Genomic DNA, 15,090 nt, shown 5'->3' on the forward strand with positions numbered 1-15,090 from the left:
GGAGATCATCGTCAATCACCCTAATCTCAAACAACTCAATCCTACCCGCGATGCTACACGCGCTGAGGTAGCAGTGATGGTATATCAAGCTTTGGTAGATGCTGGCCGTGTAGCGGCGATTAACTCGCCTTATATTGTAAGCGTTATTCCGTGACTCGTGCGTAAGTGTAAGTCCTGATTGATTTGGAATGGGTGGTTTATTTACGCCGTGCTGTACTAGCTATATTAATAGTATTACCAGGTTCTTTAGCAAAGCGATGTCTGACGACAAGCCGCTACGCATCTACGCTTACCCATTTTCGCAAGATTAAAGCTAAGTTCTCATTGAGTTTGCTTAAGTTATGTTGCAGAATTGGATATACTTCCTGATTTTGATAAGTTGCTTTTAATAAATAAATCAGGAAGGTTTGCTCCTGGTTATCAGCTTCATTTGGCATAGCTAAATCCCTGACAATGCACCTTTTAGCTTAGTGTTCCCACTTTTGCATGACATCTAACATTTAAAGTGGTGTAATCCAATAAGTAATGCCGCGAACGACTTTATTTTTAAAACCAAATAGAGGTAAATTCTCTTCAGATAAACCGACATAAGTCCAATGTGGGACATCGTTTTCTACAGTTTGAAACCAACCATTTTGATTGAGAGCTTGTCTTTGTTTTTGGTTTGATATGCGTAAATCAATTGCTAATCCCCAGAGATGTTGTGAAGTTCCAGGAGGTGCAACTACACCGAGAATTTTTGTTTCTTTACCCTGTTTAACTTTTGCCAAAATTTGATTGTTAGCATATTTTTGCCAAAATTTTAAACTCGTGCTAAAAGTGCGAGTACAATCACCAAAACCATAACCAGATTTGAGCGGAATATGTTGCTGGGTTCGCGCTTTATTTAAAGCATCAGCCGCCGATTTTTGTAAATAACAGTCGTTAGTATTATCAACACGACCCATTATTAGAGTAGCTTGAAAAGCTTGGGTTTCTTGTTCATTAGCAAAGATATCTTTTTGCGGTAGTTTAATCCCTACATCTTGATTTACAAACACTGCACCGTATGTCCGCAGCAAAATATATTCATAAGTACCAAGCTGGGGAACTGTGGTTAAATTTCTAGCGATCGCAGACAAAAAACGTTGTTGATCATTTAATTCTGGATTGGGAGTAAATGGTTGTGATGTTGCCTTTTTAGAGGTATCTATACAGGGCAATGAATCATTAATCAAGCATACGTTTAATGGTTGGGCAGTTCTAGCTATTTTATTGTGGGTAATCTCATTACTAGCTACTAATGTAAAAATCATCAAGATAATAATAGTAATAAATTTCGTCTTTTTCAAAACTTGTTTCATTAATCAATTGAATTAAATAGATAATTTAGGTCTAATTGTATTGCAAAAATTTATAAAATGTTGAAAACTAGGTAAGTGATAGTTTTTGTCTCGAATTCTTGTCAATAATTCTTCTAGGTAATATGGCTTCAGTACCTCACCAGGATTTTTTTTAGAATACTTAATATTTTTGGCTCTAAATAATTCTTTATAGATTTAAGTATTTGCGTTTTCCCAACACCGGATATACCAACTAAAAGATTTAGTTCAGAAAAATATATCGGCTCAAACTGCCACTCGAATTCATGGTCATAATACGTTATTTTGTTGATTTTCATATTTTCACCTAAAGAAAAGAAATGAGAACCAATAAGAAAGCGACAAATTTAATTATAACTGACCTTAATTAGTCTTTTATTTATAGTAATTTTGATAGTTTTCTTATCAGAAAGTTACATCCAGTTAACCACTAGAACAGTTAAAATTGAAAAGAACTCTAAGCTTGTCGATCCTGTAAGTATGACCATGCACAATTCCGTTGAATTCCAAGACGCTTTTGATGTCATAGTCGTCGGTGCAGGTCACTCCGGTTGCGAAGCAGCTCTCGCCTCTGCACGCCTCGGTTGTCGCACCCTGTTATTGACGCTCAACTTGGATAGAATCGCTTGGCAACCTTGTAACCCAGCAGTGGGTGGCCCGGCCAAATCTCAGTTGACTAATGAAGTAGATGCACTAGGCGGAGAAATTGGTAAAGTAGCAGACCGCACATACCTGCAAAAACGTATCCTCAACTCTTCACGAGGTCCTGCTGTTTGGGCATTACGCGCCCAGACAGATAAGCGCGAATATGCAGCGGTGATGAAGAATATTGTCGAGAATCAAGAAAACTTGACAATCCGCGAAAGTATGGTGGTAGATTTGGTGCTGGGTGCTAATGATGAAGTTATTGGCGTTGAAACTTATTTTGGTGTAGGGTTTCAATGTAAAGCAGTTATCTTGACAACTGGCACCTTTTTGGGTGGCAAAATTTGGGTAGGTAACAAATCAATGCCAGCCGGACGTGCTGGAGAATTTGCGGCTGAAGGATTGACACAAACCCTAAATCGGCTGGGATTTGAAACCGGAAGGCTCAAAACTGGAACCCCAGCACGGGTAGACAAGCGATCGGTGGATTATAGTAAAATGCTAATCCAGCCAGGGGATGAAGATGTGCGCTGGTTTAGCTTTGACCCGGATGTGTGGGTAGAACGGGAACAGATGCCTTGTTACATTACGCGCACAACCGCCGAAACCCATCGCTTGATTCAGGATAATTTGCACCTTTCGCCAGTTTATGGCGGTTGGGTGGAAGCCAAAGGGCCGCGTTATTGTCCCAGTATTGAAGATAAAATCGTGCGCTTTGCCGATAAGGAAAGCCACCAAATCTTTATTGAACCTGAAGGACGGGATATACCTGAACTTTATATCCAAGGGTTTTCCACAGGATTGCCAGAAAATTTGCAACTGCAAATGTTGCGGACTCTCCCCGGTTTGGAAAAATGTGTGATGCTCCGTCCGGCGTATGCTGTGGAATATGACTATTTACCTGCAACTCATTGTTACCCTACACTGATGACCAAAAAAATTGCAGGGCTGTTTTGTGCTGGACAGATTAACGGCACAACAGGTTATGAAGAAGCCGCAGCGCAAGGGCTTGTGGCGGGAATTAATGCAGCTCGATTTGTTCGCTCTCAAGAGATGATTGTCTTCGCCCGCGAGCAAAGTTACATTGGGACGTTACTTGATGACTTGTGTACAAAAGACCTACGGGAACCTTACCGAATGCTTACCAGTAGGTCTGAGTATCGGTTAATATTGCGTTCTGACAATGCTGACCAACGCCTGACACCCTTGGGACGAGAAATTGGTTTAATTGACGATCGCCGCTGGAATTTATTTACCCAAAAGCAAGAAAATATTACCACAGAAAAACAAAGATTGCAAGCTACACGAGTCAAAGAACATGATGAAATTGGCATAGCGATCGCATCTGATACCCAGCAAATAATTAAAGGCTCAATTACTCTCAACAACTTACTGCGGCGTCCAGGATTTCATTATGTTGACCTCGACAGGTTCGGATTGGGAAACCCCAACCTCAACCGCGCCGAGAAAGAAGGCGCAGAAATTGACATCAAGTATTCTGGCTATCTCGCTAGGCAACAAAATCAGATTGAGCAAATCGCCCGCCAAGCGCACCGTCAATTACCTACGGATTTGGATTACACAAGAATTGATACTCTATCCATTGAGGCACGGGAAAAGCTGACTCACGTCAAACCACTCACTCTTGGTCAAGCTGCACGTATTGGTGGTGTAAACCCAGCAGATATTAACGCTTTATTATTATATCTAGAATTGCGTAGAGCCAAGAGCCAGTCACAGTTTCCAGCGTTAGCTTAACACCAACTTCATAAAGATTGAGTATAGTAGTAGGCAGGGAAATTGGTATGATAGATGACATTAGTATTATTACTGACATCATCAACAATTCCTAGATTAAAGTTGAGTTTAATACCAACGCTCAAGCAACTCGTCTCAATCAGACGGGGGATTGGATGTTTTATTAGTAATCCTGATTTACAGGTAGTAGGGGCGGCGTTTCCCCGTCGTCTTAGCAGCAACAACCTAGAACGTCTATGTTAAAAAAAGCTAGCACCCGTCTCATAATACCGGAACTATCAGAAGACTTGATCGCCAACGAGCCTTGGTCGATAGAAAGCTATGCTGATGGACTAATGGATGAACTCTTTGCCGATATCGACTACATTCTGAATGTTAGCGGTAATCTGGCTTTTCAAACCATTAGGCACAGTAGTCAGAACAAATCGAGCCAGCCTGTTGCCAAGGTTTCTTCCAAAGTTCAGAGCAGCCCAACCACGCCAATTGCTCCAAAACACGTGCCTCTGCAAACAGCTATGGTACCGGAAATTATCTTACCAAACGCGCCCAACCGCCCAGCAGAGTCAGTTGTTCCAGATAACCACAAACGATTGAGTACGGTTGTGTTTGACACCGCCACCGTTAAACCAGTTAGTAGAAAGCGCCAGAAAACCAATAGTGCTTTGGGTAAACTGCTGCTTGTGGGAACAACTTTAGGCGTTGCGATCGCTGGTATCATCTACCTATTACAGTCTGGAGTCATACATCTTTTAAATACCAGATTAACCGAGTCATCTCTTCTAGTGCCCCAGTCACAGTTACCGACAAAACCAAAAATTGAGGCAGAGTTGGTTGACTATATGCTGGCAGCACTGGTAGTTATAGATAAGCAAGCAGCAAAAAGCAATCAAAAGTCTTTCAGAACTGGATTATCCAGTCAGGCAAATACTAACCAAACAGCTATTGCTAACGAGCAACTAATTGGTAAATTACCACCACTTCCAGTTTTAGCTGCTAGCAATACACCACCAGCCCCTAGCCGTTCTGGAAGCTTTGTCGAGCGCATATACGTCCCTGTTTATCAAGCGCCGTCGCCAATGCGCTACGCGCTCCCGGCCATTCCCGGTACTCCCACACTTCTACCACAAGTTGCTAGGGCGTTTCAGGGATATCAACCTAATATTGTGAAAACTGCCCTGAATAAAGTGCAACAAGCCGCCAAGCCTGTAACTGTTAATATGTTGGCTGCGGCTGTACGAGCAGAACTCAAACCTGTGGCTGCGAGAACTGCACCGATTACCGTGCGGCGAAGACCTAACCCTCTGCCTGCATTACCAGTAGTTCCATTACGTGCAGCCCTCGCACCAGACTCAGAACCAACTATTACTCAGCATCAAGTATATTTGCCAACTGCGATCGCAGATACTCCTGCTAGCACCTTAGAGGGGTTACTAGAGTTGGGCAACAAATCTGCCGCTTTGTTTAAAATTGAGGGCGTAACTCGCCGCATCAATATAGGTGAAAATATTGGCTCAAGCGGTTGGACATTAGTAGATGTTAGTAATGGCGAAGCTGTTATCCGGCGTAACGGCGAAGTGCGATCGATTTACGCAGGACAGAAGTTGTAAAAGTTCTGATGATTATGATCCAAAATCTTCTTTTACCTCCTTCCCAGTCTCCGGCTGGGAATGCCTCTCATTAAGGCTCCGCCTCCCTGACTCGCAGCAGAGCCGCAGTGAGCAGCATTTCCAACCTCTGGCTGGAAACGAGGTTTGAGAAGTAACCGTACAGAATTAATTACACAAATTAATTAATATAATACTCTCCACTTTCAACTAAATTAATAGAGCGAATTTATCACCAAAGCCGACATCATCAGGTACGTCAACGATTGCATTGCCTGTAGACCCTGTAATCGACAGCCTATAACGATTTGACACCTGATAAGCATAACTGTTTGACCAAAATTAATTAGTATTAACTTTCATCCTTGTAAACCTTGCTACGATGTCCGTAAAGGATTGTCAGTCACAATATCACGGGCTAACCACAACTCCCAAGTCATCAGAGGCATTAAGTCACTCCACCTTTCACATTGCTTGGGGGTACTGAGTTTTGAAACAGTCCAGTGCAGCCGTTGGTTTAAAAAACGATACCAGTAGACATCTCCGAAAAATAATGCATGACCCCTCTCCAAACCTCTCCCCGAAACGGAGAGAGGCTTTAATTCCCCCTTCCCTACAAGGGAATGGGGGTAGGGGGGTTAGGTGTGCGCGTAAATTTAAGGTTTCTAAATCTTTTCCGGAGATGTCTAGTGGTCAAGTGTAAAGCGACGCTAGTATTGTCGCCAGACTTGTTCTACGGGTGGCATCTCTTCTCCTACCCAAGCCAACCACAAAGGTTTTAACTCTTTCAACTTACCTTGTGCATCGAGACGCTTTTAGTAGCAGTAATTCTAAACTTTGAGCGCCTTTTTCAAATCATGCCCTGATTAGGATCTATCAGCAAACTGAACTTTTTTAAGTTTGATTGTGAAAATCAAACTCATGCATAAACTAAGTTTATTTTGCTGACAATTACTAAGGCACAGGAGATAAAAATTAAACTTACTTGCAAAAAATCAATTTTTGACACACTAAGTTTCAAAAAAATTGCATAAAAACTAAATTAGTGACTGATAGGTTAATAAGATTATGTTCGGAAGTGGTGACAGACTTACATAATTACAAAGTAAATCTTTAGACAATTAACATAAATTAATCATGCTCACAATAGATGAACCATCTTTAGCTAATGTTCTCGGGTTGATGGCATTAGTTAGCTATTCTATAACATTAATTCCCACAATTATGAGAATTGTTTTTCCCAAAACTAAAGGGACTGGTATTCCTAAATTGCTGCTGAAACACCGCCGCATTATCGGTATTATCTCTTTCTTTTTAGCTTTAGCTCACGGATTACTGATGATCCAAAAGAGAAACTTTGATTTTTTTGATCTGAAGACATTTGAGATTTATATCCAAGGAATAACCACTTTGATAATTTTTACACTTCTCGCTATAACTTCTAACAATTGGAGTGTAAAAAAGCTGAAGAAGAACTGGAAACAATTACATAAACTTACTTACTTAGCTATGTTTGTTTTGACCTGGCATATCTGGGATAAAATGTCTGGACATTGGACGTATTTAACTCCTATTAGTATTTTAATTCTTATGGTAATCATCGCTTTATTTGCGAAGAGACTTAGGATTGAACACCAGGGTAAGCAACAAATATCTGAACCGAAGCTAACTCCAGCAAAGTTACCAACTAAAATCACTAAATAACGTCACTATTTGTCAAATATATTGCGTAATTGGAAAGACTATTAATGCTGTCAAAACCAATTTATCGGAAACTTACAACAGCCTTGTTAATTAGTACTACAGCCGCTGTGGGGATCAGCTTGTCTAGATTACAATCGCCATTCAAGATGTTTACACCTGCTGTTAAATCTTTATCTCTCCCAATTATTCAACCCGATCGGACTCTCAAAGACAATTCAGCCTGGATTTATGCGATCGCCATTAGTCCAGATGGCAAGACTCTAGTCAATGGCAGCTATGATGGCACGATTAAGATTTGGAATCTGCATACTGGCAAATTACTCCACACCCTCAAAGGTCATACTGATGCGGTGACATCCCTCGCCATCAGTGTTGATGGCCGTATCCTTGCTAGTGGGAGCTGGGATAACCGGATTAAGCTGTGGAATCTGGAGACGAATACTCTAATAAGTACTCTTGATGGACATAAGGACGATGTAGGGGCTATTGCTATAAGTGCCAACGGTAAATTACTTGCCAGTGGTAGTGCCGACAACACGATTAAGCTCTGGAATCTGAACACTGGCAAACAACTCTTTACGCTCCAGGATGCAGACTGGGTGAGGTCTATTGCTTTTAGTCCCGATAATCAGACCTTAGCCAGTGGTAGTACAGATGGCTCCATAAGGATTTGGCAGTTAGATACTCGCAGTCCTACGCTCCTGCACACCATAATCGGGCATTCTCAAGCCGTGTGGTCTGTTGCTTTCAGTCCAGATGGACAGACCCTGGCTAGTGGTAGTGTCGATAAAACAATCAAACTGTGGCATCTGAGCGATCGCAAAGTGTTACAGACACTAACGGGGCATTCTGGAGCCGTGTGGTCTGTTGCTTTCAATCCGAACGGTCAAACTTTAGCCAGTGGTAGTAATGACAGAACAATCAAGCTGTGGCATTTAGCTACTGGTCAACTCATCGGTAACTTTGTGGGGCACACCAACCCTGTGTGGTCTGTTGCTTTCAGTCCAGATGGGCAGACTCTAGCTAGTGGTAGTGGTGACCAAACTATCAAACTATGGACTGTAAAGAGTGACACAACTTCTCAAACTCAAAAATTAAAGAATAGGCTTTCAAAGACCGAATACAGACATCTGGAGAAAATACAATGATGAAATATAGCCAACAATATTTAACTTCAAATCTTACATCCAGTCTTGGCAAATGGACTTTGCAGTTAAACGGACGAAGCCCGCCACTGTAAATTAAAAAGGAAAATAATCGACTTTCTGACTTATTTATAGAGGCAGATTTAGTCGAGAGCATCTCAGCTTCGCAAAAATATTTCAGAAAAAATACGAAAAGCATCAATCTCAGTTTGTAGATCAGTATATATCCACAAAAGTGAGATACACCCGATTTAGTCTGTACGACTGTGATTCTAACCGCCTAAGTAGATAAGGTTCAAACTTTCAATTTAATTGAAGTTAACTTTACCGACAATAGGGCAAAAACAAACAAAATCCAAAGGAGTTTTATGTCAGATCAAGTCATCAATTGGAACAATGTATATTTACAAGCAATCCGTCTAAACGGCGGTGCCCCCGGACCGATCGCCCGTACAGGTGCCATGTTACATGCTGCAATATATGATGCAGTCAATTCCATTGAGAAGACACACAAACCATATTTAGAAATCATTCCGGCAAATCCAGGAGCTGACAAAGAAGCGGCAGCAGTTTATGCTGCATATACTGTCTTAACCAGCGACATTGTTTATCCTAATGCTAATTTTCCCAAGTCCAAGGATAAAAACAATAGCTTCTTCGATGCAGAACGCAAAAAAGCCATTGAAGAACTTGAAGCAAGTGGTGTATCGCTACAGAGCATCGGAGATGGTAAAGAACTTGGAATAGCAGCAGCTCAAGCAATCATTCAAAATCGACAAGCAGACGGGTATAACGACAACACGCCTTATACTCCTGGAAATCAGCCTGGAGATTGGCGTCCAACCGGTTCTGGCGCTCCAGTTACTCCGAATTGGGGCAAAGTGAAACCTTTCTCAAAGACGGAAATAGAGCGCTTCCGTCCGACTCGACCAGCCGGCTTCAAGACCAAGCAGGCTCTGCTCGCCAGCGTCGAATATGCTGCTCAAGTCAATGAAGTAAAACGGCTTGGTTTTGCTAACTCTAGCGATCGCACCCAAGAACAAACCGATATTGCTCTTTTCTGGGCAAACGATCTTGATGGAACATATAAGCCACCCGGACAACTGTACGCCATAACCCAGATTGTCTCTAAATTGAGGGGTCTGAGCTTTTCCCAGAATGCACGACTGTTTGCTCTGGTGGGTTTAGCTTTAGGTGATGCAGGAATTTTGGCGTGGGATGCGAAATACGACACCGATTTAGACTTGTGGAGACCTGAAAGTGCAATTCAATTAGCAGATACAGACGGAAACCCTGGAACGATCGCCGACCCCACCTGGAGACCTCTGTCGCCCAATCTTGATGGCACTCGTTTTTCGCCTCCGTTCCCAGCCTATGTCTCTGGTCACGCAACTTTCGGAGCCATCCATGCCGGCATCCTACGCAACTTCTTTGGCACGGACAATGTTACCTTCACTGCAACATCAGAAGATCCAGCTGCCAGGGGTAATAATGGCATTCGGATCACACGTACATTCAATAGCTTCTCCTCAGCAGCTTTGGAAAATGGCCGCAGCCGTATTTATCTTGGTGTTCATTATCAATGGGATGCAGATGCCGCTTATGTCTCTGGCACAAAATTGGCAGATTTCGTGTCTGAAAACTTCCTAACGCCAACATCATCTGCGGTATCTGTGACGTTGAAAGTCAGTATTCAAAACCTAGCACCAGACAAGGGTACGTTCCTGACTCCCCTTTGGGTTGGCTTACACAATGGCAAATTTGAGATTTACGATAAAGGCAAATCCCTGGCGAACCCAAAATTGGAGTCTTTAGTGGAGGATGGCTTAACTGAACCCTTTTCTAAGTTTTTCTCTGAGAGTGGATCTGGTGTTGTCCAAGGGACAATATTCGGTGGTCCCGCTCGTCCCATTGCTCCAATTGCCCCTGGTCAAACTGCCTCAGTAACGTTGACGGTTGATAAGAGCAGTATTTCCACTAGCCAGTATTTCAGCTACGCTACTATGGTTATCCCTAGTAATGATGCCTTCATTGCCAACGATAACCCGCTTCAGTACAAAATCTTTGACGAATGTGGTAATTTTATCCCTACTAGCTTTGTAGTTACTGGCGCTGAGGTAAACGATGCTGGTACTGAAGTCAACGATGAAAATCCCACAAATACTGCTTTCTTCGGTCAGATGACTCCTAACACTGGCGTCCCTGAAAAAGGTGTGGTTCTTAAACACCCAGGCTTTATACCAAAAGGGCCGATTCTGAGCGATCCTAGATTCGTGAATGCTGATTTTACGGCTACAGGCTATAAAATAGCACGCATTACGATTGAGAAAGCCTAAGAGTCATCTGAATACAAGATAAAAGACTAGGAAAGGTTGACACAAAAGGGTTTTATAAGATTTAGTTCAACTCTTATAAAACCCTAGTGAAACTTTGAAATGCTCTTGTGCCTAAACATATAAAGAAAGTAGCGAGCCTGACATTAACCACCACATAACGTCTGAAGAGCTTGCTACGAAAGGCTTATAAAAATTAAATTGCTATTTAATCCGATATTGGCATTGAGCCGAGATGTCTGCACATTCGGAAATTAAAGCTTTAATAATTTGCTAATTGTTGATACGTAACACCGTTATCGGCAAGGAAAAATTCAGCCTTTTCAGCCCCTATTTCTGTTTTAGTTTTGATGTCGGCTCACTAACAGTTTGATAACCATAGTTCCTAAAAAATAGGAATTCACATAGATTTTACCAAGGAAGAAAGAGAATGTTGAAATTGAATTACTCTGAAAGATTATCAGTCAAATCAGACTTAGTACAGACCAATTCCTGGGAAGTGCTTAAGCAATATTTTAAGCAGTATGTATACCCCATCGAGCAAGTCGAAAATTTGGCACATGAAGCTTTTCAAAAGAAAGGAGGTCTGGCTTGGCGAAAAATTCAGTTCCTTTTATTTGACATGAACTTGCGCTTGATGCGAGAGGGGTTTGGGTTAGCAACTCCCCGCTTCCTCAGAGAATGGGAACTTCGCCACCTGATTGAGCAAGTTGAGCAGCAATACTTACCCCAGGAACAACTCCCTCGTGAACTCGATCGCTTTGAAGTTTTTATGCCGTGGCTAAAAGAGCGAATTAGCGAGCATCGAGTCAACCACCATCCACTATTTGACCTGTTCGATCGCGATGATTTGAGCCATGAAGAAGTTCGCTATTTCCTTGCCAATTACCGAGTCAATATGCAACGTTTTCACCTGCACGTTGCCGCTTTTAGCCTGATTGTGCCCTTTGAAATGCGCGAAGAACTCTATCACAATCTCCATGATGAGTTTGGCCAGGGAGATTTCGCCCAGGCTCACCCCAATTTATTTGAACCCCTAATGGATTACTTCGGCGGAGCGCGGGAAGAGGATATTAACCCAGAGACTTGCAACCTGCTCAATACCAAGATTAACCTCTGCTGGTTTGCCGATGGACTTCATTACGGCATTGGCGGAATGGGAGCTTTGGAATTGGCAATTCCCCTCCAACAGCGCCGAGTTTTAGCACATCTGCGCCGTCGCGGTTTGAGTGAAGATATGGTGAAATTCTTTGTCGTTCACTGCGAACTTGATGAAGATCACGGGGAGGGGTGGTTTGCTGCGGGAAGACCCTACATACACACTTCTGAAGACTTGCAAAAGGTGTTCTCTAGTGCGATGCGGATGCTCGAAGCCAGAGCCGGAGTTTATGACGGCGTTCTCAAGGGCATTTTAGAAGGCCGCAACCAAGCCAACAAAGGACTTTCCGTCGCTTGAACGTATGGCACGCTTGAAAAGCAGGGGAAGTAAAGATAAATTTTCAGTATTTTTTACTACTGTAATATTTCTTTCTCTCCTCCTGCTTACTTCAACAAATAACTAAACTTTGTGCCATCCCGATCAAAGCCGAAGTCTATGTCTGCCATTACGATTTAAGCATTAGTGGCAGTAACAACTAACAACAAGGAATAGAAGCTATGCCGCTCATAACACTCAGAGCTAATAAGATATCTTCTGAGAAGGTTAGAAACACCCTTGCTGAAAGTTTATCTCTGATAACCGAGAACATTCTCAGGAAAAATAAACAAGTAATTGTTGTTCGTTTTGAAGCCGTCGAGCAGCAAGTGCAATGGTATGTAGGCGGTGCTGTTAAAAGTGATGATGAAGCAATTTTTGAGTTGAGCATTATTGTCACAAAAGGAACAAATACCGACGAAGAAAAGGCCGAGTGGATAGCACAAGCCTGGAAAATCGTTACAGAGGCTCTTGGCAGTGCGCCCCACCCCAACTATATTTCGATCCAAGAAATAGATGGAAAAAGCTGGGGTTACAACGGTCTTAGCCAAGAACAAAGAAAGATTCAATCAACGTAAATATTGAGAAGCAAATGTCAAACAAAGATCAAATGTCAAAAACACTTCTAGCGGGATACAACGGCAAAAACAAAAGTGACGATCCAATTAAGAGAAATGGCCAATTGATGAGCAATGGACAAGTAAAGTTCGAGCCATTCCCATACAATTCCATCAACGACAGGGTAATTAAGTTCCAGGGTATGGAAAATGTTTCCTTGCCAGATGATCTTGAGTTTATACCTTATCAACCAGAGGTGAGAAAAGGTGTTGGGATTCACACAATCTTTAGTCTGGTAGAGCAAGACCCGCAAGGCCCTGATGCCGCAATTCTTAAATATGAGCCAGGCGCATTTATTGCCTTGCATGAACATATAGGGTATGAAATGGTCGTGGTGTTAACCGGGGATTATATAGAGAATGGTGTTACGTTCTTGCCCGGATCATTAATACTTCGTTCACCAGGCACCTTTCATACAATGGCTTCCATCAATGGCTGCACCATTTTGGCTACGCGTTATATCAAGGTCAAGCAGCGGCCTGATTTGTGGAACGAGTTTGCCTCAGGTAACGGAGATATTAATCCTGTTTAAGGATAACTCTGATTTTGTGGTCAATGAAGAGGCAGAGGAGTATGTAGAGACATTGCAATGCAACGTCTCTACATACCATAACATCCTATTAGCTTAACCGAACCGTATTGGGAGAAAGGCGAGGTTTCACATGAGTCTTCGTACCATTCACCCATAAATAAATGTCACCTTTTCTTCATTACATTCGGCTTGAAACCATTTTTCTTTCTTTTGCATTTTAACTTTTTACTTTTACGTTGTTTGGCTATATCAGTTCGTATTAAAAGAGAACCTATGCATTCCTACGTACCCTTGAGTCCAACCACTTTCTTAGAGCGCAGTGGTCAGGCATTTCCTAACCGAAGCGCGATCGTCTACCCTGATGGAATAATGACTTACGCCGAGCTATTGCACCGCTCTCGCTGTTTGGCACAAGTGCTGAAGCGACTCCAGGTGGGGTATGGAGATCGGGTTGCTCTCCTAACAGAGAACAACCGACAGACAATCGAAGCCCACTTCAGCATTCCAGCTATCGGTGCCGCGATCGTCATGCTTAATCCTTGGCTGGCGGCGCAAGATATCGTATCCCTGCTGGACTATTGCGAGGCTAAAGTCTTGATTGTGGATGCTTCCTTCAGCGAGAAAATTCTCCTTAACCCTCTCTTTGCCTTATCCCACTTGCAACAAGTAATCGTTATCGATGGTGCAGCCAACCCAATCTATTCTGGATTTCTCGACTACGAAACTTGTCTAGCGGGTGAAAATGGGGATTTTAGGCTGGATCAAACTGTTATCAGCGAACTTGATACCCTCGCTATCAACTTTACGAGCGGTACTACTGGTCATCCAAAAGGGGTAATTTGCAATCACCGGGGTGCTTACCTGAATGCACTGGGGCAGGCGCTGATGATTGGACTCAACCGAGCCTCTAAATATCTGTGGCTGCTCCCCATGTTTCATGTTAATGGGTGGGGGCATATGTGGGTAAATGTTGCCGTGGGAGCCACTCAAGTTATCCTGCCAAGTCACCAAATCCGAGATAGCTCTGCGGTGTGTCAGGCAGTCTCCCAATATCAAATTACCCATCTCTCTGGTGCGCCTCGCCTTGTGCGATCGCTCGCATCAGCCCCTGGCGACAAAGAAGCATTTCGGGGGCTGACGATTACCACAGGGGGAGCTGCTCCTGCTCCCACTTTGATCCAGCAATTAGATGAGATGGGGGTCAAGCTTATCCACCAATATGGGTTAAATGAAACCTTCGGACCTTACACCGTCTGTGAGGAGCAAGAAGACTGGCAGGCATTGCCCCCTTCAAACCGTGCCCTCAAGCGCGCCCGTCAAGGAGTGGCAACTATACATGCTGGAACGGGATTGCGAGTGGTGGATGTCTCAAAGCAAGATGTTCCTTGGGACGGTTCTACTTTGGGGGAAGTGATTGTGGCGGGTAATACAGTAGCACCAGGTTACTACAAAAATCCAGAAGCTACCGAAAAAGCCTTTCGAGATGGATGGTTCCATACCGGCGACGTGGCAATTATCCATCCAGATGGCTATCTGGAGATTCGAGACCGCCTGAAGGATTTAATTTACGTAGAAACAGACTATGGTTGGGAGAATATTTCTTCCATTGAGATTGAAAATGTACTATGTCGGCACGAACAGGTAAAAGAGGCCGCGGTCATCGGTATCTCACCCGAAGAGCTAGGAAAAAACCGTACTCTGTTGGTAGCTTTCGTCGAAGCAGTGGACTCCCAAGCCCTCACCAAAGAAGATTTGCAGCATTTTTGTGAGTCTCAACTTGCTTCTTACAAGCAGCCCCAAGTATTTTTCTTCACCGACTTGCCCAAGACGGCGACGGGCAAGGTTCGCAAGGACTTGTTAGTAAAGGAGGCGCTTGGGCGCTGCGAACTGAAAATTTAAAAATATTCAGATCAGTA

General features: G+C 43.1%; 12 protein-coding genes and 1 pseudogene. 10 read left to right on the forward strand and 3 right to left on the reverse strand.

Translation table 11 applies throughout. From position 1 onward, the window contains the following. Positions 1-275: 275 nt before the first annotated feature. Both ACEW80_RS28580 and ACEW80_RS28585 read right to left on the reverse strand, forming a co-directional pair. On the reverse strand, positions 276-437 hold the full coding sequence (locus ACEW80_RS28580; protein ID WP_373529844.1) for a hypothetical protein: 162 nt from the start codon (positions 435-437) through the stop codon (positions 276-278). Between the two features lie 63 nt (positions 438-500). After that, positions 501-1,343, reverse strand: a complete 843-nt coding sequence (locus ACEW80_RS28585; protein WP_373529845.1) for a D-alanyl-D-alanine carboxypeptidase family protein — start codon at positions 1,341-1,343, stop codon at positions 501-503. A gap of 498 nt (positions 1,344-1,841) precedes the next feature. Between ACEW80_RS28585 and mnmG the strand changes: the two genes are divergently transcribed. Genes mnmG through ACEW80_RS28600 form a run of 3 tightly spaced genes read left to right on the forward strand, consistent with a single transcriptional unit; the run spans position 1,842 to position 5,371 of the window. Next, entirely contained in the window at positions 1,842-3,764 is a 1,923-nt protein-coding gene (gene mnmG / locus ACEW80_RS28590) for a tRNA uridine-5-carboxymethylaminomethyl(34) synthesis enzyme MnmG (RefSeq protein WP_373529846.1), read from the forward strand. 54 nt (positions 3,765-3,818) lie between these two features. After that, positions 3,819-4,007, forward strand: a complete 189-nt coding sequence (locus ACEW80_RS28595; protein WP_373529847.1) for a hypothetical protein — start codon at positions 3,819-3,821, stop codon at positions 4,005-4,007. Beyond that, positions 4,001-5,371 (forward strand): hypothetical protein, encoded by a 1,371-nt coding sequence (locus ACEW80_RS28600; RefSeq protein ID WP_373529848.1) that lies wholly within the window; start codon positions 4,001-4,003, stop codon positions 5,369-5,371. The genes ACEW80_RS28595 and ACEW80_RS28600 overlap by 7 nt, the downstream gene beginning before the upstream one ends. Positions 5,372-5,757: 386 nt before the next feature. On the opposite strand, the pseudogene ACEW80_RS28605 reads toward ACEW80_RS28600, so the two are convergent. Beyond that, positions 5,758-5,901: pseudogene (locus tag ACEW80_RS28605) on the reverse strand (transposase); the annotation flags it as partial. Between the two features lie 604 nt (positions 5,902-6,505). Between ACEW80_RS28605 and ACEW80_RS28610 the strand changes: the two are divergent. From ACEW80_RS28610 to ACEW80_RS28640, 7 genes are all read left to right on the forward strand, one after another. Next, positions 6,506-7,072, forward strand: a complete 567-nt coding sequence (locus ACEW80_RS28610; protein WP_373529849.1) for a ferric reductase-like transmembrane domain-containing protein — start codon at positions 6,506-6,508, stop codon at positions 7,070-7,072. Positions 7,073-7,116: 44 nt separating this feature from the next. Further along, a complete protein-coding gene (locus tag ACEW80_RS28615) occupies positions 7,117-8,220 on the forward strand; it encodes a WD40 repeat domain-containing protein (RefSeq protein WP_373529850.1) in 1,104 nt (367 codons plus the stop codon). 365 nt (positions 8,221-8,585) lie between these two features. Beyond that, complete coding sequence (locus ACEW80_RS28620) at positions 8,586-10,553, forward strand: spondin domain-containing protein (protein WP_373529851.1); 1,968 nt, start codon at positions 8,586-8,588, stop codon at positions 10,551-10,553. 427 nt (positions 10,554-10,980) lie between these two features. Then, positions 10,981-12,006, forward strand: coding sequence for an iron-containing redox enzyme family protein (locus ACEW80_RS28625; protein ID WP_373529852.1), 1,026 nt, complete (start codon positions 10,981-10,983; stop codon positions 12,004-12,006). A gap of 200 nt (positions 12,007-12,206) precedes the next feature. Continuing rightward, entirely contained in the window at positions 12,207-12,602 is a 396-nt protein-coding gene (locus ACEW80_RS28630; protein WP_373529853.1) for a 4-oxalocrotonate tautomerase family protein, read from the forward strand. 14 nt (positions 12,603-12,616) lie between these two features. After that, the gene (locus ACEW80_RS28635) at positions 12,617-13,174 is read left to right on the forward strand and encodes a cupin domain-containing protein (protein WP_373529854.1); all 558 of its coding nucleotides are present in this window, start codon (positions 12,617-12,619) and stop codon (positions 13,172-13,174) included. 273 nt (positions 13,175-13,447) lie between these two features. After that, positions 13,448-15,073, forward strand: coding sequence for an AMP-binding protein (locus ACEW80_RS28640; protein WP_373529855.1), 1,626 nt, complete (start codon positions 13,448-13,450; stop codon positions 15,071-15,073). The last annotated feature ends 17 nt before the right edge of the window (positions 15,074-15,090 follow it).

The organism is Nostoc sp. (assembly GCF_041747015.1).
In the GTDB taxonomy this organism is placed as follows: Bacteria; Cyanobacteriota; Cyanobacteriia; order Cyanobacteriales; family Nostocaceae; genus Nostoc.